A 22,328-nucleotide genomic window follows, 5' to 3' on the forward strand; every position below is an offset into this window, starting at 1 on the left:
GTTCATCCGAAGCCTTACACCTTGTCGGACTCCTCCTCGAGCCGATCCATCTCAAACAGTCGCGCCAGTTCTGCACGGGCTTCCTGGGCGGTCTGCATGACCTTGGCCGCATCGTCGTACACCGCGTGTTGGGCGGCGAGGACTTGCAAGTCGTGGTTTTTGAAACGGGTGATGCGCGCATCGGCCTGGGCCTGGCTCAAGCCCAGGCCCACCAGGGTACGGCGGCTCATTTCCAGGCTGGAGTAGAAGGTCTCGCGCACCGGTGAGGCATCCAGGTCCACCAGGCGGTGCACGTGCTGGCGGTTACGCGCGCGGGCGATGATCTTCATGTGCGGGTAGAGGCTGCGCACCAGCTCGGCGGTCTTGATGTTGATCTCCGGGTCGTCCATGGCGATCACGAAGAATTCCGCCTGGTCGACCTTGGCGGCATGCAGGATTTCCGGGCGTTGCGGGTCGCCATAGAACACCGGCATGCCGCCGAAACTGCGGGTCAGCTCGATGGTTTCCACCGAAGTGTCGAGGGCGATGAACGAGATGTTCTGCGCACGCAGGATCCGCGCCACGATCTGCCCCATGCGGCCCATGCCGGCGATCACCACGCGCGGTGCATCGCTTTCGATGGTGCGGTATTCCTCGGGCACTTCCACCGGCTTGACCTTGGGCTTGAACAGCTTCGGGCACACCAACAGCAGCAGCGGCGTCACGGCCATGGACAGGGTAATGGTCAGCACCAGGATGTCGTACAGGTGCGGTTCGAACAGGCCCTGGTCGCGACCGATCTTGAACACCACGAAGGCGAATTCCCCGCCTGCCGCCAGCACCACGCCCAGGCGCAGCGCGCTTTCGCGGTTGAGATCACCGACCATGCGGCCCACGGCGTAGAGCAGCGGCAGCTTCAGACCGATCAGCAGCAGCGTCAGGCCGATCACCACCAGCGGCGAGCTGAGCAACAGGCTGAGGTTGGCGCCCATGCCCACGCTGATGAAAAACAGCCCGAGCAGCAGGCCCTTGAACGGCTCGATCTGCGATTCGAGTTCGTGACGGTACTCCGAGTCCGCCAGCAGCAGGCCGGCGAGGAAGGCGCCGAGGGCCATGGACACGCCCACCAGTTCCATCAACCAGGCGGTGCCGATCACCACCAGCAACGCGGTGGCGGTGGAGACTTCACGCAGGCCGGTCTTGGCGACGATGCGAAACACCGGCCGCAACAGGTAGCGGCCGCCGATGATGACCACGGCGATGCTGCCGAGGATCTGCAGCACATGTTGCAGGCCCTGGGCCTCGGTGGTCGGATGATCGCTGCCGGCCAGCAGCGGCACCATGGCGATCAGCGGGATTGCGGCAATGTCCTGGAACAACAGGATGGCAAACGCCAGGCGCCCGTGGGGCTGGTTCAGCTCCTTGCGCTCGGCCAGGCTCTGCAGGCCAAACGCGGTGGACGACAGCGCGAGGCCCAGGCCCAGCACGATCGCGCTGTTCCAGGGCTGGCCAAACAGCCACAACGCCACGGCCCCCATCACCAGGCCGGTCAACAGCACCTGGGCCAGGCCAACCCCGAACACCGCCTTGCGCATCACCCACAAACGCTTGGGCGACAATTCCAGGCCAATGATAAACAGCAGCAGTACCACGCCCAGCTCCGAGAACTGCGCCACGCTTTGCGGATTGCCGACCAAACCCAGCACGGAGGGGCCGATGATCACACCGGCAAACAGATAGCCCAGGACCGCACCCAGTTGCAGGCGTTTGGCCAGGGGCACGGTCAGCACGGCGGCGAGCAGGAACACCACGGCTGCTTGTAACAGGTTGCCTTCATGGGGCATTGCGAACTCCAGGATCTTCAAAACCAGTCAACAGGCGGGTATTAGAGCGCTTTTTACATTTCGATAATTGTGTTTTTGCAGCGAGCTACCGTGCATGGGGCGCCATTTCTATTGCGTAAGCACTATTCCGCCGCCACGCAGGAAGGATGTACAAACAATTTCCCGAGGTTGGCGGGTGGCAGCTCATCCGGTTTATCTACTAGTTTTCAGGCTCTTGAGTTTATATTCCTTGGATGGCATATTTGCATGAGCTGGGAAATTGAATACACGGATGAATTCGGAGCCTGGTGGGAACATCTGGGTGAAAAAGAGCAGGTTTCGGTGTCGGCCAGCGTTGATCTGCTGGGCCTCTTCGGGCCGGGTTTGAGTTTTCCCCACAGCAGCGACATCAGGGGCTCTCGGCACGGCAACTTGCGAGAACTGCGCATCCAGCACGCGGGGCGGCTTATAGGGTGTTGTACGCGTTTGATCCGCGACGATGTGCGTTGTTACTGATGGGCGGTGATAAGACCGGGCAACATCGATGGTATGAAACGCACGTCGCCGTGGCAGAAAAGCTGTACGACGTGCATGTAGAAATATTGCGTAAAGAGGGCCGTAACCGTGGCTAAGAAATTCGCCGAACTCCAAGCTCGCATGACGCCGCAGGCGCGTGCCGAAGCCGAGCAGTTGCTTGAGCAACACCTCAAGGAAATGCCGCTGCACGAATTGCGCAAGGCTCAGCAGTTGAGCCAGGAAAGCCTGGCGAAAATATTGAATATCAACCAGGCCGCCGTCTCCAAAATGGAAAGGCGTACCGACATGTACATCAGTACGTTGCGTGACTACATCCGCGCGATGGGCGGCGAGTTGGAAATTATCGCGACGTTTCCCGACGGCCAGGTCAAGATCGAAAACTTCGCGTGCTGAAGTCCAGCAGGGTGTTTGGCAATCGCCAGGCCATGCGCCGGGTAGTCGTTAAAGGGCCGCTCTCGTGAATCAGCTTCTCGCCATGCGCGCCTTCGTCCGTGTGGTCGAAACCGGCTCATTCAGCCGTGCGTCCGACCAGTTGGGATTGCCGCGCTCTACCGCCAGCAAGTTGATCAACGACCTGGAAATGCACCTGGGCATCAAGTTGATGCACCGCACCACGCGCGCGCTGGCGCCGACGTCCGAAGGGCTGGAGTATTACCGCCATGCCCGGCGCCTGGTGGCAGAGCTGGATGAAGTCGACAGCGCCGTGCGCGGGCAAACCCTCAAGCCCAGCGGCCATTTACGGGTAGACGCACCGGCGTCGTTCGCCAATTGCCTGTTGATTCCGGCGCTGGTGGATTTTCACCGCGAGTATCCCGATATCACGGTCGCCCTGGGCATCAGTGATCGCTCAGTGAATATCGTGGGGGAGGGGGTTGATTGCGTGATCCGCGCCGGCAAGCTGGAGGACATGGCGATGATCGGTCGCAAGGTCACGGACCTTGAGTACCTCACCTGCGCTGCGCCGGCTTATCTGGAGCGCCGAGGTGTACCGGTGTCCCCGCAGGACCTGGTGCAACATCACCATAACGTCGGCTATTTCTTCGCCGGCTCGGGCAAGCCGGAGCCGTTGATTTTCGAGCAGGGCGACACGCGCATCGAGGTGGAAAACTGCGCGTTTTCCACCAACGAGGGCAACGGCCTCAAGGAAATGCTGCTCGCCGGCCTGGGCGTCGGGCAGCATTTCAAGGCAATCGTGCAGCACTACGTAGAAACCGGCCAACTGGTCAGCGTGTTGCCACACTGGTCACGCCCGGCCACACCGCTGCATATTCTTTACCCGCCCAACCGGCACCAGAGCGCGCGGCTCAAGGTATTCGCCGATTGGGTGATGGGTACGTTCGGGGTCAGGGAATGATCGCGGTCACGCGGATTTCCACGCGCATGGTCGGCAAGCCCAGCGCTTCGACGCCCAGTTGCGTCCAGATCGGCGCATGGTTGGGCATGTACTGGCGGTAGTGCTTGACCATAGCCTCGTTGACTTCGGGCGGGAAACCGCCGACGTGGTAGGAGTTGACGTGGATCACGTGCTCCCAACTGGCGCCGGCGGTGGCCAGGGTGCGCTCCAGGTTATGAAACGCCTGGGCGATTTCCTCGCCCAGGTCGGCGGGGATCTGCAATTCATCGTCCCAGCCGCCCTGGCCGGAGGTTTCCACGCGATTGCCGACCTTTACCGCTTGCGAGTAGTGCAGGTGCTCGCGCAGGTAGTCGCCATAGCCTGGGGTGACAAAGAATTCGGGCGTGCTCATGGTGTTTCCTTGGGTTCAGTACAAGACCGGACCCAGGCTAGAGCACTGGATGGGCGAACAAAATCCCGAATTCATGCCATGACTATCTATCCATATGCACAATCGGCTGCGGCTCTACAGGTGCCAGGTTCGCCGGCTTGCGATACAGCCCCACGGCCAGCCCGGCGATGATGATGCCGATCGAAATCAGGTTCGGCGTGGAAATACGCTCGCCGATGATCAGCATCGAACTGGTGATCCCGAACACCGGAATCAGCAACGACAGCGGCGCCACGGTGGACACCGGGTACAGCTTGAGCAGCGAGTTCCAGCCCCAATAGGCGAAGTGCGTGGCCAGGTACACCTGGAACAGGATGGACAGGATCGCCGTCAGGTCGAGGCTCGCCTGCAGGCTTTCGAACGGCGCACTGCCGTGCATCAGCCAGGCCGTGAGAAACAGCGGGATCGGTGGGATCAGGCTGGCCCACACCATGAACGAGAAGATCTCCTTGACCCCGGATTTCTTGATGATCACGTTGCCCACGCTCCAGGCCACCGCGCTGAGCACGATCAGCATGACCCCGAGTACCGCGTGGTTGCCTTCCTGGGTGGAGATGATCCCCGCCAGGCCGATCAGGGCCAGGAGTGCACCGAGCATCTGCGCGCCACGGATTTTTTCCTTGAACAACACAAAGCCCCAACCCATGGTGAAAAACACGCTGAGCTGAATGATCAATGAGGCAATGCCGGGGCTCACGCCCACTTGGATCCCGTAGTTGATCACGCCCCACATGCCCAGCCCGAAGATAAAGCCGTAGGCGGCGACATAGCTGAACTTCACGGCCGGGCGCTTGATGAAGAACACCAGCGGCAAGGCGGCGAGGGCGAAGCGGATACCCGTGAGCACAAACGGATCGATCGAGCGCAGGCCCAGTTTAGTGATAGGGAAGTTCACCCCCCAGACCAGGGTGACGAGAACGGCGAGTGACAAATGTTTTTTCAGCATGGACCCTCCTTGGGTCAGGCGACGCACCGCAATCGCGGTGCGCCGCGTGCAAATCAGTTCAGGGCGAAGCGTTGTTGCATCAGGCACAGCCCGGCCATTTCCATCAGCAGGTTGTCGGCCGAAGCACGTTGGGCCGGCGACAGGCTGGGCAGTGTAGCCAGCAAGGCGCGCACTTTACGCGGATCGAAGAACGGTACGTTGCTCAAGGCCGGGCCGCTCAGTACGTCGTGGATCATTTCGAACAGCTTCGACTGCGGGCTTTCGGACGCCGGCGGCGCGCGGAAGTACTGTTTCTTGCGATCCAGCACCGCCTGCGGCACATACGGGCGCATGGCTTCGCGCAGCGCGTATTTCTCGGTGGCGCCGCGCACTTTCATGTTCACCGGCAGGCGGCAGGCGGCTTCGATCACCTGGTGGTCCAGCAGCGGCGGGCGGCCTTCGAGGCTGCCGGCCATTTCCATGCGGTCGCCCAGCGAGGTAAGAACCACGTTTGGCAGGCTGGATTTGGCGACCATGTACAGCGAGCGGTTGACCGGCTCCCAGCCTTCGAGCGTGCGGGGGCTCAGGCGGTCGTAGAACTGGCGATAGACATCCACGTCGCAGAAGCGCTCGCGGAACTCATCGGTGTACAGCTGTGCCAGCGGGCCGAACAACGCGGACTGGGTCTGCAGCCACGACACGCCGTGGCCGAGTTCGTCCTGCACCCACTTCACGTCATTCTTGCCGCCGGGCAGGTAGCGATCTTCGCTGCTATGCAGGCGTCGGGTGAGTTCGGCGATCACCGCCGGGTCCTGGTGTTCGTGGTTGTACAGCAGCATGTCGCGGCGGTAGTGCGGATAGCCGCCGAAGACTTCGTCGGCGCCTTCGCCGGTCAGCACCGCGCGCATACCCTGGCCCTGCACGAACTTGCACAGCAGGTACTTGGCCACGCTGTGGGCGTTGGCGAACGGCATCTCGGCGTGCCACAGCGCGTTTTCGAAGTTGTCCGCCATGTCGGAGGAGTTCACGGACAACACGTTGAGGTGGGCGCGGTTATGCCGGGCGGCCACTTCGGCGTACTGGCGTTCGTCGTAGGCCTGCTCGCCCTCGAAGGACAAGTGGAAGGCCTGCAGGGGCTGGCCGGTCAGCTCGGTGGCGATGCCCAGCATTGCCGAGGAGTCCAGCCCGCCGCTCAGGCAGACGCCGACCGGTACGTCGGCATGCAGGCGCAGGCGTACGGACTCCTCGATGGTGCTGCGCAGCGTGTCGATGATCTCGGCTTCACTGCGCTGCTCGGTGGCCTGCGCGTCGGGGAAGTCCCAGTCCCAGTACTGCTCGGTCTGCAGGCCGCTTTCGTCGGCGATGATCCAGCAACCCGGCTTGACGCTGCGAATATTGTTGAACAGCGTACGGTCGCGCAGGATAAAGCCACGGCTGGCGTAGGCTTCGTGGTCCCACTGCGCCGGCACACCGGCTGCCAGCAGCGCCTTGATTTCGGAGGCGAAGTACCAGGCGCCTTCATGCTCGGTATAGTACAGCGGCTTGACGCCGACCCGGTCACGCACGGCAAACAGTTTTCTGCGCAGGCGATCGAAGATCAGGATGGTGAACTCGCCGCGCAGTTGCTTGAGCCCGCGCACGCCGTGGCGGCGGTACAGGTGCATGGCGATTTCGCTGTCGGAGGAGGTCTTGAAGCGGCAACCGTAGCCCTCCAGTTCTGCACGAATGCGCTGATAGTCATAGAACTCGCCGTTGACCATCATCACCAGGTCGCCTTCATCGGCGACGATCGGCTGGGTGCCATTGCCCAGCCCGACCAGGCCCAGGCGTACATACCCGAAAGCGGCCTGGCCCTTGGGGTCGAACCATTGGCTGGAGCTGTCCGGGCCACGATGATGGATGGCGCGCAGGGCTGCATCGAACATGTTCGGGTTGAACGCACGAGGGTGTTTGGCAAAGACGCCAATGTATCCACACATAAGATTTACTCTATTGAATTTGTATTGGTCAGCGGCACGCTGGTGTTCAAACGGTGGTTGCCGGTTCCGGCATCAACTGCAACTCAGGCAGCACCGAGGCTGGGTGTATGCCAATCGAGTTGAGGATCTCGGGCATGGCCGAGTAGTCCGCTTCACCGGTCTCGATGAATTGGGTGGGCAGCAGCAGCGAGCGATCGCCGAACACTTCAAGCAGTTGCGGCAGGATGATTCGCCACGCGGAAATCTCGCGCATCGGGAAAATCCGGATCGAGTTGGCGATGCCCCGGGTAAACAAGGTGGTTTGTTGCGCGGTGAAGTCGCCGACCACCTGCTGCACGAACAGCGGGAAGATGTGCTTGTGCACCAGCTCGTCTTTTTTGTGCAGGGCCACGACGTGACGGAACACCGGCTGGATCTCGGGTGCGTCGCTGAGGTCGGCCAGGTAGTCGCTGATGAAGGTCTCCGACACCAGCGAGAAGGCCAGGCGGTAGATCTTGAAGTCCGCCTCGGACATCGTCGCCTGGGCCTGGCTCAAGTGGCGGGTCAATTCCAGCTCCGGCCATTTGATGCGCATGCCGCGCTGGGTAATCGCCAATTCACACATGTTGATCGAGAACAGCGTGTGGTAGGCCTCATCCGCCAGGGTTTCGGAAATGGTCGCGGCGCTGGCTGAGCTCAGGCGCGAGCCCAGTTGCAGCAGGTCGATGCAGGACGGGCAGATGATCTCGGTTTCGATGGCGATGGTTTTCTGGTTGTAGATCACCCAGCCCGCCGACAGGATCAGCAGTTTCAGCGCGTGGGGGTAGTGCTGGTAGTGCGGGTCATGGGCGAAAGGTAACAGGGCCTCGAGAAAGTCCGGGGCCTGCAGGTCGAGCTGGATATCCGGGCGTTGGGAATCGAGCTTGATCTGTGCGCGTTTGTGCCAGCTGCGTTCGATTTTGATCAATCGTTCATCGGCTGCGTCATTGCTGCGATAAAGATCGTCTTGAGTGCTGTGCTGAAACATGGTTTCACCGGGTTGATAGTGAGTTGTGAAGGCCATCCATGGTTTGCCGAGGAAGCTCGGCAACATTCACGACCGCGAGTTACACCGCCGGGGCGGTCTGGATCTTGTCCTTCTTGCGATCCAGGAAATCCGCCAGGCGATCCTGTGTGCGGGTGTCGGAGGACACCACTGCAGCAATCAAGGCTTCTGTCATCAGGCCGTCCTGCTGGCTTTGATCCACGATGCGTGGCAGCACGTGGGTGACCGCGTAGTTGGTCATGGGCAGGTTGCCGGCGATCTTGTGCGCCAGTTCGGTCGCCTTGAGCACCGCTTGGCCGACCGGGACCAGGTACTGCGCCACGCCGCGCTCGTAGCTTTCCTTGGCGTAGAGCGTGCGGCCGGTGAGCATCATGTCGGTCATCAGGGCGATGCCGGCGATGCGCGGGAAGCGCACCGAGGCGCCGACGCCCACATACAGGCCGCGCATGGCTTCGGGCAGCGAGAAGAACGCGCTGTCATCGACCACGCGAATACTGCAGGCCGTGGCGATTTCCAGGCCGCCGCCGATGGCCGCACCGGTAATGGCGGCCACAACCGGCACCTTGCCGAACTGGATCAGTTCAAAGGTTTTATGCCACTCACGGAAGGCCTGGACATTGTCGATCACCGATTGGTCGCGGATTTCCGACAGGTCCAGCCCCGTGCAGAAATGCTGGCTGGTGCTGTAGAGCACGGCGGCACCAATGCCTTCAGGCAGGTTGCTGAAGGTCTCGCGCAGTTCATGCATGACCTCGAGAGACATGGCGTTGCGCTTCTGCGGGCGGTTGAGGCCCACCATCAACACCGCGCCATCTACTCGTACGTCCAAGTAGTTTTTGATCGTCATTTTCCGAGTATCCCTTCGATATGAACCCAACTTGGGGAGCAACGATTCTAGGTGGCAGAGTAATGGCCCGCTTGCTATGTCAGGTCATACTTTGACAAAATCGGGCCATGCCGCCGACCTTCACTTTTTCTCCTTACGAACTCGACAGCCCCGAAGCGGTGGTGACGCTGCGGGAGTACCCGTCCGGCACGGTGTTTCCACGCCACACCCATCGTCGGGGACAGTTCGCCTATGCCTCGACGGGGGCGCTGAAGATGTTCACCGACCTGGGTAACTGGGTGGTCCCGCCGCAACGGGCGATCTGGGTGCCGGGCGGGGTGGCGCATGAGATGCACATGCGCGGCGATGTGGTGATGCTCAACACCTACCTGGACGACGATGCGGCCGAGCGTGCCGGTTTGCAGGATTACTGCCAGGTGTTCGGGGTGTCGCCGCTGCTGCGGCATTTGCTGGAAGCGGCGTTGGCCATCGGGCCGTCGGCGTCGCCGAGTGTCAGGGACCGCTGCGTGCTGACCCTGTTGATCGACGAGATCGGCGCCATGCCCGAGCTGCCGCTCAGCGCGCCATTGCCCTCCGAGTCGCGCCTGGCCCGTTCTTGTCAGCGGTTTCTCGAAGCGCCGACGCAGAAAATCTCCATCGGCGAAATGGCCGATTGGTCGAGCATGAGCCGGCGCACCTTTACGCGTAACTTCCGGGAGTGCACCGGCATGACCTTTGTATCGTGGCGCCAGCAGGTCTGCCTGCTGGAGGCCACGGCGCGGCTCAGTCACGGCTCGTCGATCACCGATGTGGCCTTCGAGCTGGGGTTCAGCAGTTCCAGCGCATTCACCTCGGTGTTTCGCCGCAACCTGGGGGATTCACCGGCGCGCTACCTGGCCAAATCCAAGGCGGCGTCGATGTTCTGAAAGGAGGAGGGTGCCAACCTGGCGCCTTTCTCCCCAGCGGTACGGCGTTGAGTCTCACCCTTTGTTACTATCGCCGTCCCTTGTCACCAGGAGTCACCGCCCCATGCAGCACCAGTGGGATGAAATGCACCGCACTCGCAAGCCCACGTTCGTGTTGTGTGGCGAGCCGCAGGGGGAGGTGCTCAATCTCTATGTCCACGGTTATTCGGCGTTCTTCAATCAGCAACAACTGGGCAATTTCAAGCAACAGTTGGCGGCGATCGAAGGCTCGACCAACCTGATGCTGTTCTGGCCGGCGGGGCATTTCCTGGAAAACCTGTTTGCGCCGTTCAAGGACGTGATCACCGCGATGCTTGGCGGTGGTAGCCTCGGCGCGGCGACCGTGGGGGTGGGCAAGGCGATTGCCTATTTCCTCGACCATTACAAAAGTGTCGAGGCCCGGGTCGACGAAGTGGCCAGGAGCCTGCTGCCGGAACTCGCCGGTTACCTGCACGGGGAAGCGCTGCAAGTGCGGCGTATCAACCTGATCGGCCACTCCCTGGGCGCGCGCATTCTGGTCAAGAGTCTGTTGGCCAACCCCGAAACCGCTCGCGAGCTGCCGTTGGACAACCTGCTGCTGATGGGCGGCGCGATCTGTACGTCGAGCCCGTGGGACGAGGTCTCGGCGCTGCTCAAGGGGCGGGTGATCAACTGTCACTCGAGCAAGGACTGGGCCCTGGCGATGAAGCCCGACACCGAGCGCTGCATTGGTCGTTACGCGATCCCGGTGACTCCGGCGCTCAAGGCCAAGGTCACCAATGTGCACCTGGCCAGCTTCGATCACGCCGCCTACTGGCCGCAGTTGCAGACCGTGGTGCAGTACACCGACCTGTTGCAGGAGCGGCGCGGCATGATCCGCGCCGACCAGCGCAGCAGCGAGGTGCGCTTTGCCGAGGAGGACGCAGACCTGTTCCCGGCCCTGGTGCAGGCGCGGCCGGAAGAAGTGAAGTTCCTCGCCGAGTTGATGGCACAAAAACGCAGTGCCTCGATCGATGCCACGGTACGCGAGCCGCTGAAGCTGGCCATCGAGTTGCAGCGCATGGGCGGCGACAGCTTCATGAATCTGGCCCGTGGCCATGGCGTGAATTACCGCCAGATCGCCGAAGATGTCGCGCAGCGCCTGGGGATCAAGTTCGATGAGCCACTGGAGACGGTGGCTTTGGCTGATGTCGAAGCACGGGTCGCGGAAAAACTGATCGAGCAGTACAAAGCCAAGCTGAGCACGGCCGACCGCCAAGTGTTCGACGCTGAACTCAAGGCGGCGGCGCAGAAAGAGCAGGGCGTGTTCAGCCGTTTCGATGTCGGCCGCTCGGCCACGGCGGCGTTGAGCGGGACGGCACTGGCCGGATTGACCGGGTTTATCCTGCGCCGTGGGGCGGCCACGGCGATCCCGGTGGTGGGCCAGGCCTTGGCCGCCGCCATGCTGTTGGTGAGTGGGGTGCGTGCGTTTTCCGGCCCGGCGTATTCGATCACCACCCTGGCGGTGCTGGTGGTCGGGCTGATTCGCCAACGCATGGAGCGTGAAGCGCTGAACCAGGAGATCGACCTGGTGGTGCAGGTGGTCGAGACGTTTGACCTGCCTCGGGACACGGTGATGCGCACGGTCGCATCCGACTGATAAGCTGCGCCCTTGTCTTGTGTGTTTACCTGGGATACCGCGTGAAATTCAGCCTGCCGAAAATCGCTACCGCTCCATTCTGCCCACCGGAAGTGGCCGGCTCCGTCGCCGTTGATCCCAACGCTTCGTTCTTCAAGCGCATCCTCATGTTTGCCGGCCCCGGGCTGCTGATCTCCATCGGCTACATGGACCCGGGCAACTGGGCCACGGCCATCGAGGCCGGGTCGCGCTATGGCTACAACTTGTTGTTCGTGGTGCTGCTGGCCAGCCTCGCCGGGATGGCGGTGCAGTGCCTGTGCTCGCGGCTGGGCATCGCCACCGGCAAGGACCTGGCGCAACTGTGTCGCGAGCGCTACAGCCCGCGTTCGGCACGCACCCAGTGGCTGCTGGCGGAAGTCTCGATCATCGCCACCGACCTCGCCGAAGTGCTTGGCTGTGCCCTGGCGTTTCACTTGCTGCTGGGGGTTTCACTGACAACCGGCATCGTCATCACTGCCTTTGACACGTTGCTGATCCTCGCCCTGCAAAACCGGGGCTTTCGCCGCCTGGAAGCGATCATGCTGGCGCTGGTGGCGACCATCGGCGTGTGTTTCTTCATCGAGCTGGTGCTGATCAAGCCTTACTGGCCCGACGTGTTCAGCGGCTTCACGCCCTCATTGTCGGCCATCAGCGACGCCGCGCCGTTGTACCTGGCCATCGGCATCCTCGGGGCCACGGTGATGCCGCATAACCTGTACCTGCACAGCTCGATCGTACAAACCCGGCTGATCGGCAAAGACCTCGCCAGCAAACAGGACGCGGTGAAGCTGGCCCGAATCGACACCATCGGCTCGCTGGCCCTGGCGTTGCTGGTCAATGCGGCGATCCTGATCCTCGCCGCCGCGGCCTTCCACAAAACCGGGCACACCGATGTGGTCGAGATCCAGGACGCCTATCACCTGCTGGACCCACTGGTGGGCGGCGCCTTCGCCAGCATCCTGTTCGGCGTCGCCTTGCTGGCGTCCGGGCAAAGCTCGACCTTCACCGGCACCATCGCCGGGCAAGTGATCATGGAGGGCTATCTCAACCTGCGCATCCCTTGCTGGCAACGTCGCTTGATCACCCGCGGGCTGGCGCTGATCCCGGCGTTCCTGGGCGTATGGCTGATGGGCGACGACGCCATCGGCAAACTGCTGATCCTCAGCCAGGTGGTGCTCAGCCTGCAGCTGCCGTTCGCGCTGTACCCGCTGATTCGCATGACCGGCGACAAGCAACTGATGGGACCGTTCGTCAATCGGCTGCCGACCAGAATGCTGGCGTGGTTCCTGTTTGCGGTGATCAGTGGGGCGAATGCGTGGTTGATTGGCCAGTGGGTGTTTTGATCAAGCCTGCGGGGCCATTGGGATGATTTAAACCAGGATTGCCAGGGACGTGTATTGGGCAACCTGTGGATCCGCAGTCAGCAGTAGGCCGATCTTGATCGCCATTTCCCAGAATGTTGCAGCGCTGATGTAGATCTCCGCTGCATGTTCAATCAGCTTCCTGGCTTTGCTGGACAGCCTGGGGTCATCCGTCAGGGCCATAGCACGATGTGCGTATCCAGCAGCACTCTGATCGATGGCTGCCTTCGAAGGTATCCAATAGATCGTCGGGTAACGGTGCGTCAAAGTCCTGCGCAATCACGAGCTTGCCTTTCATGGCCCCGATTCTCTGGCCCTTGGATTTACCCACCGGGACCAGCTGTGCCATCGCACGGCCGTGCTTGGCGATGGTGATGACTTTGCCGGAAGCGACTTCATCTACCAGTTTCGAGAGATTATTTTTCGCTTCACCCAAGGGCACGGTAATCATGGCGTCACCCGCATGTTTTGGCCAAAAATAGCCAAAATTTCGTGAGCTATCAAAAACGGTCCGACCGCTGGCTGCAATGGCCCGTTCAGACCGCACTTTCTTGTAATGCACGACTTCCATGGCGTTTCCCCAAAAAAAAGATCTGCTGGGAGTCTGCCCGAGCCTGCCGTGCTGGAAAATGCTGGCCCGGAAAAACAGAACGGGCCTACCTCATTGGGTGGGAAAAATCCGCAGCAGCGATGTCCTGCACACTCAACCCGCCTCACCGATCCCAATACGGCACGCTGCCAAAACACTCCACGAAGTAATCGATCACCGTGCGCACCTTCAGCGACAACCGTCGGCTCCCCGGCCACAACGCGGCGATCTGCTGGGGCTCCAGGGTGGTCGCCACCTCATAGTCCGTCAGTACCGCCTGCAACGTGCCGGCGCGCAGGCCTTCGCCGATCAACCAGGAGGGAAACACCACCAGCCCCAGGCCTTGCTCGGCGGCGTGGGTGAGGGTGTCGGCGTGGTTACCGGTGATCGGGCCCTTGACGCTGTAGGGCTTCCAGTCGCCCTGGCCCTTGCGGAAGAACCAGCGTTGCTGGCCGGTGATGCCCTTGTAGGCCAGGCACTGGTGGTCGATCAGTTCGTCAGGGTGGGTGGGTGTGCCATGCAGGGCCAGATAGGCGGGGCTGGCGGCAAGGCGAAAACGCTGCGGGGCAAAGATGCGAGCCTGCATGCTGGAGTCGTTGAGCACGCCGATGCGAAACATCAGGTCGGTACCGTCTTGCAGCGGGTCGACGTAGGTGTCGGTCTGCTGGATATCCAGTTGCAGCTTCGGGTAGCGCCGGCACAACTCGCCCAGCCACGGTGCCAGGTGGCGCTGGCCAAAGACCATCGGCGCGTTGATGCGCACCAGGCCGCTGGGTTCGCTTTCCTGCTCCTGCAGTGCTTGGCCGGCGGCTTCGAGTTGTTCCAGCATCAAGCGCGCGTGGCGTCCCAGCAAACGCCCGGCCTCGGTGGGGCTGACCGCGCGGGTGTGGCGATAGAGCAATTGCTGGCCGAGGGCCTGTTCCATCAGTTGGATCTGCCGGGAAATCGAGGAGGGTGCCAGGCTCTCGCGGCGTGCCACTTCCGAAAAGCTGCCATGGTCCAGCACCGCCACGAACAGGCGTAGCGCCTTGAAACTCAATTCATTCAAGCCCTGCATCATGCCTCCAGGTTGTGCGTAATGCGCAAAGGTGTTGTCCGTATGCTCCCATTTATCGCACAGGACGACCACCGGATAATGCGCGTCATCCAATCCTTTGTTGATGTGCAGGTGATGTATGCAAGCAAGTTCTATCGAGGGCGTGGCGCAAGCCAAGCCGAAAAAAAACCTCCTGCGGCTGCTGCTGTTGCCGTTGGTGATCCTGGCCGGTATGGGGCTGTCGGTCGAAGCCGGCCTGCTCGGGCCGCTGGGCGTGCAAGTCGGGCATTTGTGGGCGACCTTGAGCATCTTCGGCGTCGGCTCGGCGATCCTGTATTTGCTGCTGTTGTTCAGCGGCCCGCAAAAGGGCCCGGCCCTGTCCGAGCTGCCGCGCTGGCAATTGATCGGCGGCTTCCTGGGGCCGATGTACGTGGTGGTGCTGACCCTGGCCACGCCGCATATCGGGATTGCCATGACCATGATCGCGATTCTGTCGGGCCAGGTCGGCAAGAGCGTGCTGATCGACCATTTCGGCTGGTTCGGCACGGCGCGCAAGCGCGTGAATGGCGAGCGCTGGATTGCCCTGGCGTTGATTGTGGTGGCACTTGTTTTGATTGCACGAGGTTAAGGCGATGAATCTGATTCTGTTATTGGTACTGGTGATAGCCGCAGGGGCGGTGTTGAGTGTGCAGGCGGCGATCAATGGTCGCCTGGGCCAGGCGGTGGGTGTATTGCGCGGCAGCCTGGTGACCTTTGTGGTCGGGGCGATTGTTACCGCGCTGATGATTCTGTTCTTCGAACCGGCCTATCCCGTGACCCTGTTGGACGTGCCCAAATGGCAACTGACCGGCGCGCTGTTTGGTGTGGTGTACATGATGGTGATGGTCGGCGCGGTGCCGGTGGTCGGTACGGCGGTCGCCACCGTAGCGGTGATCCTCGGCCAACTGGGCATGGGCATGCTGATCGACAACTTCGGCTGGCTGGGCAACCCGGCGATCGAATTGTCGGGCGCCCGGATCGTTGCAATGGCGTGTCTGGCCCTGGCTTTGGTGTTCATGTACCGCAGCAATACGCGCACCGACTGATGGTTTGAACCATCGACGGCGGGCGGCAGTCACTGCTTAAGGTGCCGGCGCTCGCCGCACCGGGACGACCATGAAGAAGGAGTCTGACCATGCCCGATAAAACCTGTGCCTGCCCACACTGCAAGTGTGTGCTGGGAGCTGATGCGGTAATGAAGGACGGCAAGGGCTATTGCTGCCAGGGCTGTGCCGAGCATCATGCTCATGGCGAGCCGTGTGCGGCGGCTACTGGCTGCGAATGCGCCAAGTCGGCTAAAGGCTAACCCCCGTAGGAGCCGGCTTGCTGGCGATGCGCCCCCAAGGACTGCACGAATCTTGAGGTCGCCATCGCCGGCAAGCCGGCTCCTACGCAGTTTCTGCGGTCACTGGCGTTCGAGTTCGAGCCGCAGGCTATGATCGGGCAGGCGTTGACGGTCTTTCACCACGCCGCTGGTACGGCGGCCCTCCAGCGCAAATACCACGGTTTGCGCGTCATGCAGATCATCCGGCAGTGGCTGGAAAACCTTCAGCACCAGCCAGCCTGGCGCGTGTTGCAGGCTCACCTGGCACTCGGCCTGTTTGGCCAGCGGCCCGAACAAAGTGTCGCGGGTGTAATCAATGCGCGCCCTGCCATTGATTGAATCCATGGTTTTCTCCCTGATCAAGCCTGAGCGCGCGCATCCGAGCGGCGCCATTGCACGTTGGTAATGCCGAACTTCTCGGCCTGCTCCCGGCTGGTCTTCTTGACCTGCTCACGGGCGAAACGGCCGATACGGCCCACGCCGGCGTCACAGCTTGCCCAATGCCAAGCTTCCAGGGTGTCAAGCTTTTCCAGGCGGATGATGAATGACTTCGGCTCGCCATGGAGGCTGTAGTCGATCACGAACAGTTTTGCGTTATTCATTGGCCCATCAACCCTGGTGGTGTAAAGCAAGTGATCCTCGCGGGCGCTAAAAATTCACTCGGATTGTCGAGCGGTGGTCATTACCATGGCGGCTCACCCTTGATTGATGTGCCCCCCATGGCCCTGGCTGCGCCCCCCGACCTCAGTGATCACGCCGTCCCCGTGCAGCCGTTGGCGCGTACTTACCCGCGTGGGTTGTACGTGGAGCCGCACAGTCACGACTGGGGACAATTGCTCTACGCCATGAGCGGCGTGATGTGGGTCGAGACCCCCCGCGAAGCCTTGGTGGTGCCGCCCCAGCGTGCCGTGTGGTTGCCGCCTGGGGTGGAGCACGGGATCCGGGTGGTGTCGGACCTGCAGATGCGCAATATCTACCTGCGCCCATCATTGGCGGCGACGCTGGACAGCCAGGTGCAGGTGATTGAGGTCGGCGGGCTGCTGCGTGAGCTGATCGTCGCGCTGGTGGAGCAGGGCGACAGCGCTGACGCGGCGTATTACGACGCGGTGGTCGGCCTGGCCCTGCTGGAGCTGCAACGGGCGCGTCGCTCGCAGATCCGCATCGCCATGCCGGTCGAGGCCGACCGACGCCTGATCAACGCGTGCCAATCGGTGATGGCCGAGCCGTCCCTGGAAATCCCCTTCGAGCAGCACGCGGACACGGCCGGTGCCAGCGTGCGCACCTTGGCGCGGCTGTTCCAGCACAACCTGGGCATGGGCTTTGCCGAGTGGCGCCGCCAGGTGCAACTGGCCACGGCGGTGGCGGAGTTGATCCAGGGCCAGTCTGTGAGTGCGATCGCACGGTCGCTTGGGTACTCGCCGAGCAGTTTCAGCGACATGTTTCGCCGCGAACTCGGTGTGGCGCCTTCGCAATACGTCGGCTGAGGGGTTGGCCGAAATCCTGAAGCACTTGGCCGATGCTTCAGAAATGGGCTCTCTACACTGAGCCCATCAACCCCCTGAGGCGCAGCCCCCATGAACTACCTGATCTCCCTCGCCATCGGCCTGTTTGTCGGCGTGATTTACGGCGCGCTGGATTTTCGCTCGCCCGCGCCGCCGGCCATCGCCCTGGTGGGCCTGATGGGCATGCTGCTCGGCGAGCAACTGTGGCCCATGGGGCGGCAGCTGGTCAGCGGTTGGTTGTCCTGATTTTCTTTCCCTCCTGAGGATTGCGTCATGAAAGCACTGCAGTTTTCCGCTACCGGCGACCTTAACGCCCTGGGTTTCGTCGACGTCGCCACCCCGGTGCCGGCGGCCGGTGAAGTTCTGGTCCAGATCAAGGCCGCGGGCCTGAACCCCAGCGATGTAAAAAACGTGCTCGGCCGCTTCCCCTACACCACCTTGCCGCGCATTCCGGGCCGCGATTTTGCCGGTGTGGTGGTGCAGGGGCCGCAGGCGCTGGTCGGTCAGGCCGTGTGGGGCACCGGACGCGACCTGGGCTTTTTCGCCGATGGTTCCCACGCCGAGTACCTCACCGTGTCCGCCAAGGGCGTGGCGCATAAACCCAGCCACTTGAGTTTTGCCCAGGCCGCAAGCCTTGGCGTGCCGTACACCACCGCCTGGGATGCCCTGGAACGCAGCGGTGTCGGCAAAGGCACGCGGCTGCTGGTGATCGGCGCCAATGGTGCGGTCGGCAGCGCGGCGCTGGCCTTGGCGAAAATTCGCGGGGCCCAGGTGCTGGCGGCGGTGCGCAAGGTCGAGCAGGTCGAGGTGTTGCAGGCGCAGGGTGTCGACGCGATTGCCCTGGGCACGCCGGACGAGCTGGGCGCGCAGGTGAACGCAGTGTTCAAGGGCGGTGCCGATGTGATCCTCGACAACACCGGTTTCTGGTTGCCGGCGGCCGTGGCGGGCCTGGCGCCATTCGGTCGCATCGCGATCATCGCCGCGCCGGTGGACGGCCACGTGCAATTGCCGGCCCTGGCCCTGTACCGCAAGGGTGGCTCGGTGGTGGGGATCAATTCGTTGCTCTACAACTGCGAGCAATGCGCGGTGATGCTCGAGCAGTTCGGACGCTTCTTCGATGAAGGCCTGCTGCCGCTGCCCACCGGCCTGCGCGAAGTGGCACTGGCCGACGGTGTGCAGTGCTATGAAGATGTGAACCAGGGCAGTGCAGACAAGATCATCCTCCTGCCCTGACACGCTCAAAAAAGGGGGAGCGGGCTTGATTCCCGTGTCTGGCGCAGTTCCACTGTGGGAGCGGGCTTGCCCGCGAAGGCGGAGTGTCAGTAGCGGCGAAGCTGGCTGACCCAGCCCAATCGCAGGCAAGCCAGCTCCCACAGTGATCGAGTGCAGGCCTGAGTCCCGTGCCTGGCGCAGCTCCCACACTGATCGGGTGCAGGCTTGAGTCCCGTGTCTGGCGCAGCTCCACTGTGGGAGCTGGCTTGCCCGCGAAAGCGGTGGATCAGTAGCGGTGAAGTTGGCTGACCCACCGCCATCGCAGGCAAGCCAGCTCCCACAGTGATCCAGTGCAGGCTTGAGTCCCGTGTCTGGCGCAGCTCCCCTGTAGGAGCGGGCTTGCTCGCGAAGGCGGAGTGTGAGTAGCGGCGAAGCTGACTGACCAACCGCCATCGCAGGCAAGCCAGCTCCCACACTGATCGAGTGAAGGCCTGAGTCCCGTCTCTAGCGCAGCTCCATTGTGGGAGCGGGCTTGCCCGCGAAGGCGTTGGATCAGTAGCGGCGAAGTTGGCTGACCCACCGTCATCGCAGGCAAGCCAGCCAGCCCCCACAAGTCAACGCTCGTCAGGCTTCGGGGACGCCTTTTTCCCACGCCGACCAGTTCTTCAGGATCGCTTGCACCAGCGGGTTGCCCGTGCGGTACAGGTTTTCCAGCGCCGGTACAAAACCGCCTTGATCGGCGTACTTCAGCAGGTTGTCCACTTCGCTGTAGCCCGGATAAGGGCGGTCGAAATCGGAACCGGCACGCACCACCGCCAGGCGCTGGATATCCACCAACCCTTCGCGACTGGCGCGCAGCAGGGCCTCGTAGGTGGAGTTGTCCTCCTGCTGGGTGGTGCAGTACTCGCCTTTATTGTCCGTGAGCAGCTGGGTCCAGACTTCGGCGCGCTCGCTCAGGCGCGTGCCGGAGAACCAGGTGTTACCCGCCAGGGTGTCGCAGCGGGTGACCTGCGGCGGCTGGTTGGCTGGCGCGGCGGGGTAGTGTTTGCGCCAGGCGCTGGATTCCTTGCTTTCCGTGAGCTCGACTTTTTGCGACAGCGCAAACGCCTTGGCTTGCAGCTTCGGGTTCAGCTCAAACACTTCGGTCTTGTAGTCCAACGGTGGTTTCTCGTTGGGCCCCTTGGTGTTGATGCCGATATAGCCGGTTGGCCACTCCTTGGGCGCATCCCGCGAGTCCAGCTCCCACTGGGTGCCGAATTCCACCAGGTAATGCGCCCACGCCGCCGTGCCGAGGGTGCCGTGCTTGGGGCTGATGCCGGCAATCCCGGCGATCAGGAAATAGCTCTGGCGCAGGTCGAACTTGGGCGACAGGGCCAGTGCCAGGGTGGACGCGGCGGCGTTGGTCTGGCCCATGCCGGTGACCAGCAGGCAGACGTCCTCGGTGTTGCAGCGGATCACCGGGTATTCGGCCGACAGGCCCGGCACGCGCACTTCCTGCTTGAGTGCCAGGCGGTCGATCCAGGTTTGCGCCTCGGGGGCGAACATGGTGATCAGCATCACTTTGGGCTTGATCGGCGCCGGTGTATCAGCCAGCACCACGTGGGGCAGCAGCGCCAGGCCGATGGCCAGTGACAGACGGGTAAACGCTTTCATCGAATGCTCCTTGATCAGAATTGATAGCCCACGCCGGCGTAGTAACCCCAACCGTCGGAGCGGGCGCGGAAGTTGCCCTCGCCAAAGTTCAGCTCGCTGCCATCCTCCCAGTTGCCGCCGTTATGAAAGTAACGACCGACCAGGGTGAAGCGCAGGTGCGTGAACGAGTACAGCAGCACGTTGGTTGCCACCAGGGAATTGGCGGTGCGCGCCGGGTTGTCCTTGTGCAGGTCCGAGCCGAAATCGTAGTTGGTGAAGCCGATGTAGGTCAGCGAGGCACCGTTGTCGAAACTGCTGATGGGCACGATGTACTTCATCTGCGCGCGGTAGCCATCCCAGGAATATTCATTGCTGGCGCCGTAGTTTTCCCACTGGTAACGCCCGTAGAAGTTCGCCGACAGGTTGACCCGCGAGTGGGTGTCGATATCGGTGCCGAGGCCGCTGTACAGGGTGTTGGCACGGTTGTCCTTGTTGCTGCCGTGGTCGTAGATCCAGTCGAACGCCACGTACCATTCCTTGAACGGGCCGATGGCCAGGCTGCGCCCCGCCAGGTAGTCGATGGAAATACGCGGCTCGTGCTCCATGAACACCGGCGAGCCATGGTCCCACACGCCTTTGTCATTACTGTTACCGATGGTGAGGATCTTCGGCACGTCGATGTAGCCGTACAGCTCGAAAGGCCCCTTGCGGCCGAAGTACTCGTATTCCAGGTACACGTCGTCCTGCGGCTTGGGGCCGAAGCTGATGTCTTTGCTGCCGATCAAGGTCAGGTCCTGGTTGAACCAGTCCGACCAATACACGCCTTTTTTAGCCGGGCTGGCTTCGGGGCTGAGGGTTTCGCCCTGTGCCGAGTCATCCACGGGTTTTTGCTGCGCCAAAATGGGTGCACTGAGTACTCCCGTAACGGCAGCCAGTAGCAAGGAAACACCAAAGCAAGCACGAGGCCTTGAGGTGGGGTGCATTGAAAATCCCTATTCGTACGCGGTTGGAACCCGATTCTGCGGGTAGTGGTGAACTTGGCTGGCAAGTTCGTTCCGCAAACGTTTGCACGTGGCGTACCAACTTTGTTCAAGGGATTGAGCTGAATGGAAAAAAGCGCGATTAATCGACCTTTTGGTCAAAATTGACTGGGTGTCATTTTCTCGATGCGATTGAACAGGTGCATCGCGGTTTCGCGCCGATACTCACTCGGCGTCTGGTTCATCTCGATGCGAAAATGCCGGTTGAAGTTGGACAGGTTGGCGTAGCCCACTTCAAAGCAGATATCTGCCACCGACATCTCACTCTGCAGCAGCCGACAGGCGCGTTGCACGCGGAATTTACGCATCAGGTCGATAAAGCCATGGCCGGTGTTGCGTTTGAAGAAGCGCGAGAAACCCGGTTCGCTCATCTCCAGTTGTTGCGCGATGACCGACAGGCGCACGTCGCCGGTCAGCTCCGTCATCAAGTAGTCGAAGGCCTTGTTGATGCGTTCGGCGCTGCGTGCGTCCAGGGTCGGCGCGTAGCAGGGGCTGGCCAGCGCCTTTACCTGAGGGAGCGGGGCATTTTTCAGGGTGTCGAGCAGTTGCAGGAACAGGATCAACCGCTGCAGGCCGTGGGCGCTGCCGATGGCTTCCATCAGGCGGGCAGCCTGCAGCGCCGTGGCGCCGGTGAACTCCAGGCCACGCCGGGCTTGCTCGAACAGCGGCTGCAAGTCGCCGAGTTCGGGCAGGGTCTTGCGCAAGGCGAGGAGGGCGGCGCCGTCGAATTGCAGCACCACGTCGCGGCCGCTCAGGTATTCACCGGGAGCCAGCTCGCCGATCCAGTCGTGCGGCAGGTCCGGGCCGATCAGCGCGACATGCCCGGCACCGAACGCGCCGATATAGTCGCCCGCCACCAGCTTGCCGCTGCCCTGGCGGATCAGGTGGATTTCAAATTCGGGGTGGTGATTCCAGCGCGCCAGGTCATAGGGGTAGTCATGTTCGAACCAGCGAAAGCAGTGGTCCGGCTCAGGCAGGATCACTTCAAGCTCGGCAGGGCGGTGTTCGAACAGTTGGGCGCGGCTGATGGGCATGGTGATGCCTCTTTTACTTGTCGGATCGCCTCAAAATACGCGGGTTGGCAAGCCGTGCGCTACCCTTGGTTTCGCCCGGCA

23 protein-coding genes and 2 pseudogenes are annotated in these 22,328 nt (G+C 62.1%); 12 read left to right on the forward strand and 13 right to left on the reverse strand.

Features of this window, described 5'->3' with window-relative positions; all coding sequences use genetic code 11:
- Nucleotides 1-14: 14 nt before the first annotated feature.
- Nucleotides 15-1,823, reverse strand: a complete 1,809-nt coding sequence (locus tag BBG20_RS19125; RefSeq protein ID WP_065905969.1) for a monovalent cation:proton antiporter-2 (CPA2) family protein — start codon at nucleotides 1,821-1,823, stop codon at nucleotides 15-17.
- Between the two features lie 246 nt (nucleotides 1,824-2,069).
- On the opposite strand from BBG20_RS19125, the pseudogene BBG20_RS19130 reads away from it, so the two are divergent.
- From BBG20_RS19130 to BBG20_RS19140, 3 genes and pseudogenes are all read left to right on the forward strand, one after another.
- Nucleotides 2,070-2,434, forward strand: a pseudogene (locus BBG20_RS19130) (type II toxin-antitoxin system RelE/ParE family toxin).
- The gene (locus BBG20_RS19135; protein WP_065905971.1) at nucleotides 2,427-2,732 is read left to right on the forward strand and encodes an XRE family transcriptional regulator; all 306 of its coding nucleotides are present in this window, start codon (nucleotides 2,427-2,429) and stop codon (nucleotides 2,730-2,732) included. Before BBG20_RS19130 ends, BBG20_RS19135 begins: the two are co-directional and overlap by 8 nt.
- A gap of 64 nt (nucleotides 2,733-2,796) precedes the next feature.
- On the forward strand, nucleotides 2,797-3,693 hold the full coding sequence (locus BBG20_RS19140; protein ID WP_226939967.1) for a LysR family transcriptional regulator: 897 nt from the start codon (nucleotides 2,797-2,799) through the stop codon (nucleotides 3,691-3,693).
- Here the strand turns inward: BBG20_RS19140 and BBG20_RS19145 are convergent.
- From BBG20_RS19145 to BBG20_RS19165, 5 genes are all read right to left on the reverse strand, one after another.
- Nucleotides 3,683-4,084 carry a RidA family protein gene (locus tag BBG20_RS19145; protein ID WP_065905975.1) on the reverse strand — a complete coding sequence of 134 codons (402 nt, stop codon included), beginning with the start codon at nucleotides 4,082-4,084 and terminating at the stop codon, nucleotides 3,683-3,685. The two genes, BBG20_RS19140 and BBG20_RS19145, sit on opposite strands and share 11 nt — an antisense overlap.
- A gap of 82 nt (nucleotides 4,085-4,166) precedes the next feature.
- Nucleotides 4,167-5,069: an EamA family transporter gene (locus BBG20_RS19150; RefSeq protein WP_065905977.1), complete on the reverse strand. Its 903-nt coding sequence runs from the start codon at nucleotides 5,067-5,069 to the stop codon at nucleotides 4,167-4,169.
- 53 nt (nucleotides 5,070-5,122) lie between these two features.
- Entirely contained in the window at nucleotides 5,123-7,027 is a 1,905-nt protein-coding gene (gene asnB, locus BBG20_RS19155) for an asparagine synthase (glutamine-hydrolyzing) (protein WP_065905979.1), read from the reverse strand.
- 46 nt (nucleotides 7,028-7,073) lie between these two features.
- Nucleotides 7,074-8,033 carry a diiron oxygenase gene (locus tag BBG20_RS19160; protein WP_065905981.1) on the reverse strand — a complete coding sequence of 320 codons (960 nt, stop codon included), beginning with the start codon at nucleotides 8,031-8,033 and terminating at the stop codon, nucleotides 7,074-7,076.
- A gap of 79 nt (nucleotides 8,034-8,112) precedes the next feature.
- A complete protein-coding gene (locus BBG20_RS19165) occupies nucleotides 8,113-8,898 on the reverse strand; it encodes a crotonase/enoyl-CoA hydratase family protein (RefSeq protein WP_065905983.1) in 786 nt (261 codons plus the stop codon).
- A 107-nt stretch (nucleotides 8,899-9,005) separates the two neighbouring features.
- On the opposite strand from BBG20_RS19165, the gene BBG20_RS19170 reads away from it, so the two are divergent.
- The 3 genes from BBG20_RS19170 (at nucleotide 9,006) to BBG20_RS19180 (ending at nucleotide 12,821) form a co-directional block, all read left to right on the forward strand.
- Nucleotides 9,006-9,803, forward strand: a complete 798-nt coding sequence (locus BBG20_RS19170; protein ID WP_065905985.1) for an AraC family transcriptional regulator — start codon at nucleotides 9,006-9,008, stop codon at nucleotides 9,801-9,803.
- A 103-nt stretch (nucleotides 9,804-9,906) separates the two neighbouring features.
- On the forward strand, nucleotides 9,907-11,460 hold the full coding sequence (locus BBG20_RS19175; RefSeq protein WP_065905987.1) for a DUF726 domain-containing protein: 1,554 nt from the start codon (nucleotides 9,907-9,909) through the stop codon (nucleotides 11,458-11,460).
- A gap of 41 nt (nucleotides 11,461-11,501) precedes the next feature.
- Nucleotides 11,502-12,821 carry an Nramp family divalent metal transporter gene (locus BBG20_RS19180; RefSeq protein ID WP_065905989.1) on the forward strand — a complete coding sequence of 440 codons (1,320 nt, stop codon included), beginning with the start codon at nucleotides 11,502-11,504 and terminating at the stop codon, nucleotides 12,819-12,821.
- Between the two features lie 184 nt (nucleotides 12,822-13,005).
- Here the strand turns inward: BBG20_RS19180 and BBG20_RS19190 are convergent, their stop codons facing one another.
- Nucleotides 13,006-13,410, reverse strand: a complete 405-nt coding sequence (locus BBG20_RS19190; protein WP_226939966.1) for a type II toxin-antitoxin system Phd/YefM family antitoxin — start codon at nucleotides 13,408-13,410, stop codon at nucleotides 13,006-13,008.
- A 142-nt stretch (nucleotides 13,411-13,552) separates the two neighbouring features.
- Nucleotides 13,553-14,485: a LysR family transcriptional regulator gene (locus BBG20_RS19195; RefSeq protein WP_065905991.1), complete on the reverse strand. Its 933-nt coding sequence runs from the start codon at nucleotides 14,483-14,485 to the stop codon at nucleotides 13,553-13,555.
- A 118-nt stretch (nucleotides 14,486-14,603) separates the two neighbouring features.
- Here BBG20_RS19195 and BBG20_RS19200 point away from each other — a divergent pair, with 118 nt between their 5' ends.
- The 3 genes from BBG20_RS19200 to BBG20_RS31935 all read left to right on the forward strand — a co-directional run bounded on the left by BBG20_RS19200 (nucleotide 14,604) and on the right by BBG20_RS31935 (nucleotide 15,809).
- Nucleotides 14,604-15,092 (forward strand): DMT family transporter, encoded by a 489-nt coding sequence (locus BBG20_RS19200; protein ID WP_065905993.1) that lies wholly within the window; start codon nucleotides 14,604-14,606, stop codon nucleotides 15,090-15,092.
- A 4-nt stretch (nucleotides 15,093-15,096) separates the two neighbouring features.
- Entirely contained in the window at nucleotides 15,097-15,549 is a 453-nt protein-coding gene (locus BBG20_RS19205) for a DMT family transporter (protein WP_065905995.1), read from the forward strand.
- An 89-nt stretch (nucleotides 15,550-15,638) separates the two neighbouring features.
- On the forward strand, nucleotides 15,639-15,809 hold the full coding sequence (locus BBG20_RS31935; protein ID WP_016977247.1) for a metallothionein: 171 nt from the start codon (nucleotides 15,639-15,641) through the stop codon (nucleotides 15,807-15,809).
- A 99-nt stretch (nucleotides 15,810-15,908) separates the two neighbouring features.
- On the opposite strand, the gene BBG20_RS19210 is transcribed toward BBG20_RS31935, so the two are convergent.
- Both BBG20_RS19210 and BBG20_RS19215 read right to left on the reverse strand, forming a co-directional pair.
- Entirely contained in the window at nucleotides 15,909-16,172 is a 264-nt protein-coding gene (locus tag BBG20_RS19210) for a hypothetical protein (RefSeq protein WP_065905997.1), read from the reverse strand.
- Between the two features lie 14 nt (nucleotides 16,173-16,186).
- Nucleotides 16,187-16,429, reverse strand: coding sequence for a DUF6555 family protein (locus tag BBG20_RS19215; RefSeq protein WP_065905999.1), 243 nt, complete (start codon nucleotides 16,427-16,429; stop codon nucleotides 16,187-16,189).
- Between the two features lie 117 nt (nucleotides 16,430-16,546).
- On the opposite strand from BBG20_RS19215, the pseudogene BBG20_RS19220 reads away from it, so the two are divergent.
- From BBG20_RS19220 to BBG20_RS19225, 3 genes and pseudogenes are all read left to right on the forward strand, one after another.
- Nucleotides 16,547-17,331, forward strand: a pseudogene (locus tag BBG20_RS19220) (AraC family transcriptional regulator).
- Nucleotides 17,332-17,401: 70 nt separating this feature from the next.
- The gene (locus BBG20_RS31940) at nucleotides 17,402-17,575 is read left to right on the forward strand and encodes a DUF1427 family protein (protein WP_074851542.1); all 174 of its coding nucleotides are present in this window, start codon (nucleotides 17,402-17,404) and stop codon (nucleotides 17,573-17,575) included.
- 27 nt (nucleotides 17,576-17,602) lie between these two features.
- A complete protein-coding gene (locus BBG20_RS19225) occupies nucleotides 17,603-18,562 on the forward strand; it encodes a quinone oxidoreductase family protein (RefSeq protein WP_065906003.1) in 960 nt (319 codons plus the stop codon).
- A 603-nt stretch (nucleotides 18,563-19,165) separates the two neighbouring features.
- On the opposite strand, the gene BBG20_RS19230 is transcribed toward BBG20_RS19225, so the two are convergent.
- The 3 genes from BBG20_RS19230 to BBG20_RS19240 form a co-directional block, all read right to left on the reverse strand.
- The gene (locus BBG20_RS19230; protein ID WP_065906005.1) at nucleotides 19,166-20,194 is read right to left on the reverse strand and encodes a purine-nucleoside phosphorylase; all 1,029 of its coding nucleotides are present in this window, start codon (nucleotides 20,192-20,194) and stop codon (nucleotides 19,166-19,168) included.
- A 14-nt stretch (nucleotides 20,195-20,208) separates the two neighbouring features.
- Complete coding sequence (locus tag BBG20_RS19235; protein ID WP_065906007.1) at nucleotides 20,209-21,156, reverse strand: nucleoside-specific channel-forming protein Tsx; 948 nt, start codon at nucleotides 21,154-21,156, stop codon at nucleotides 20,209-20,211.
- A gap of 155 nt (nucleotides 21,157-21,311) precedes the next feature.
- On the reverse strand, nucleotides 21,312-22,247 hold the full coding sequence (locus tag BBG20_RS19240; protein ID WP_065906009.1) for an AraC family transcriptional regulator: 936 nt from the start codon (nucleotides 22,245-22,247) through the stop codon (nucleotides 21,312-21,314).
- Nucleotides 22,248-22,328 lie beyond the last annotated feature (81 nt).

This window comes from Pseudomonas aylmerensis (genome assembly GCF_001702265.1).
Lineage (GTDB): Bacteria > Pseudomonadota > Gammaproteobacteria > Pseudomonadales > Pseudomonadaceae > Aquipseudomonas > Aquipseudomonas aylmerensis.

Bases quoted from the DNA above. Each gene is read 5' to 3' on its own strand.
- BBG20_RS19125 (WP_065905969.1), bottom strand. From the start codon at position 1,823: ATGCCCCATGAAGGCAACCTGTTACAAGCAGCCGTGGTGTTCCTGCTC.
- BBG20_RS19145 (WP_065905975.1), bottom strand. From the start codon at position 4,084: ATGAGCACGCCCGAATTCTTTGTCACCCCAGGCTATGGCGACTACCTG.
- BBG20_RS19150 (WP_065905977.1), bottom strand. From the start codon at position 5,069: ATGCTGAAAAAACATTTGTCACTCGCCGTTCTCGTCACCCTGGTCTGG.
- asnB (WP_065905979.1), bottom strand. From the start codon at position 7,027: ATGTGTGGATACATTGGCGTCTTTGCCAAACACCCTCGTGCGTTCAAC.
- BBG20_RS19160 (WP_065905981.1), bottom strand. From the start codon at position 8,033: ATGTTTCAGCACAGCACTCAAGACGATCTTTATCGCAGCAATGACGCA.
- BBG20_RS19165 (WP_065905983.1), bottom strand. From the start codon at position 8,898: ATGACGATCAAAAACTACTTGGACGTACGAGTAGATGGCGCGGTGTTG.
- BBG20_RS19170 (WP_065905985.1), top strand. From the start codon at position 9,006: ATGCCGCCGACCTTCACTTTTTCTCCTTACGAACTCGACAGCCCCGAA.
- BBG20_RS19175 (WP_065905987.1), top strand. From the start codon at position 9,907: ATGCAGCACCAGTGGGATGAAATGCACCGCACTCGCAAGCCCACGTTC.
- BBG20_RS19190 (WP_226939966.1), bottom strand. From the start codon at position 13,410: ATGGAAGTCGTGCATTACAAGAAAGTGCGGTCTGAACGGGCCATTGCA.
- BBG20_RS19195 (WP_065905991.1), bottom strand. From the start codon at position 14,485: ATGCAGGGCTTGAATGAATTGAGTTTCAAGGCGCTACGCCTGTTCGTG.
- BBG20_RS19200 (WP_065905993.1), top strand. From the start codon at position 14,604: ATGCAAGCAAGTTCTATCGAGGGCGTGGCGCAAGCCAAGCCGAAAAAA.
- BBG20_RS19205 (WP_065905995.1), top strand. From the start codon at position 15,097: ATGAATCTGATTCTGTTATTGGTACTGGTGATAGCCGCAGGGGCGGTG.
- BBG20_RS31935 (WP_016977247.1), top strand. From the start codon at position 15,639: ATGCCCGATAAAACCTGTGCCTGCCCACACTGCAAGTGTGTGCTGGGA.
- BBG20_RS19210 (WP_065905997.1), bottom strand. From the start codon at position 16,172: ATGGATTCAATCAATGGCAGGGCGCGCATTGATTACACCCGCGACACT.
- BBG20_RS19215 (WP_065905999.1), bottom strand. From the start codon at position 16,429: ATGAATAACGCAAAACTGTTCGTGATCGACTACAGCCTCCATGGCGAG.
- BBG20_RS31940 (WP_074851542.1), top strand. From the start codon at position 17,402: ATGAACTACCTGATCTCCCTCGCCATCGGCCTGTTTGTCGGCGTGATT.
- BBG20_RS19225 (WP_065906003.1), top strand. From the start codon at position 17,603: ATGAAAGCACTGCAGTTTTCCGCTACCGGCGACCTTAACGCCCTGGGT.
- BBG20_RS19230 (WP_065906005.1), bottom strand. From the start codon at position 20,194: ATGAAAGCGTTTACCCGTCTGTCACTGGCCATCGGCCTGGCGCTGCTG.
- BBG20_RS19235 (WP_065906007.1), bottom strand. From the start codon at position 21,156: ATGCACCCCACCTCAAGGCCTCGTGCTTGCTTTGGTGTTTCCTTGCTA.
- BBG20_RS19240 (WP_065906009.1), bottom strand. From the start codon at position 22,247: ATGCCCATCAGCCGCGCCCAACTGTTCGAACACCGCCCTGCCGAGCTT.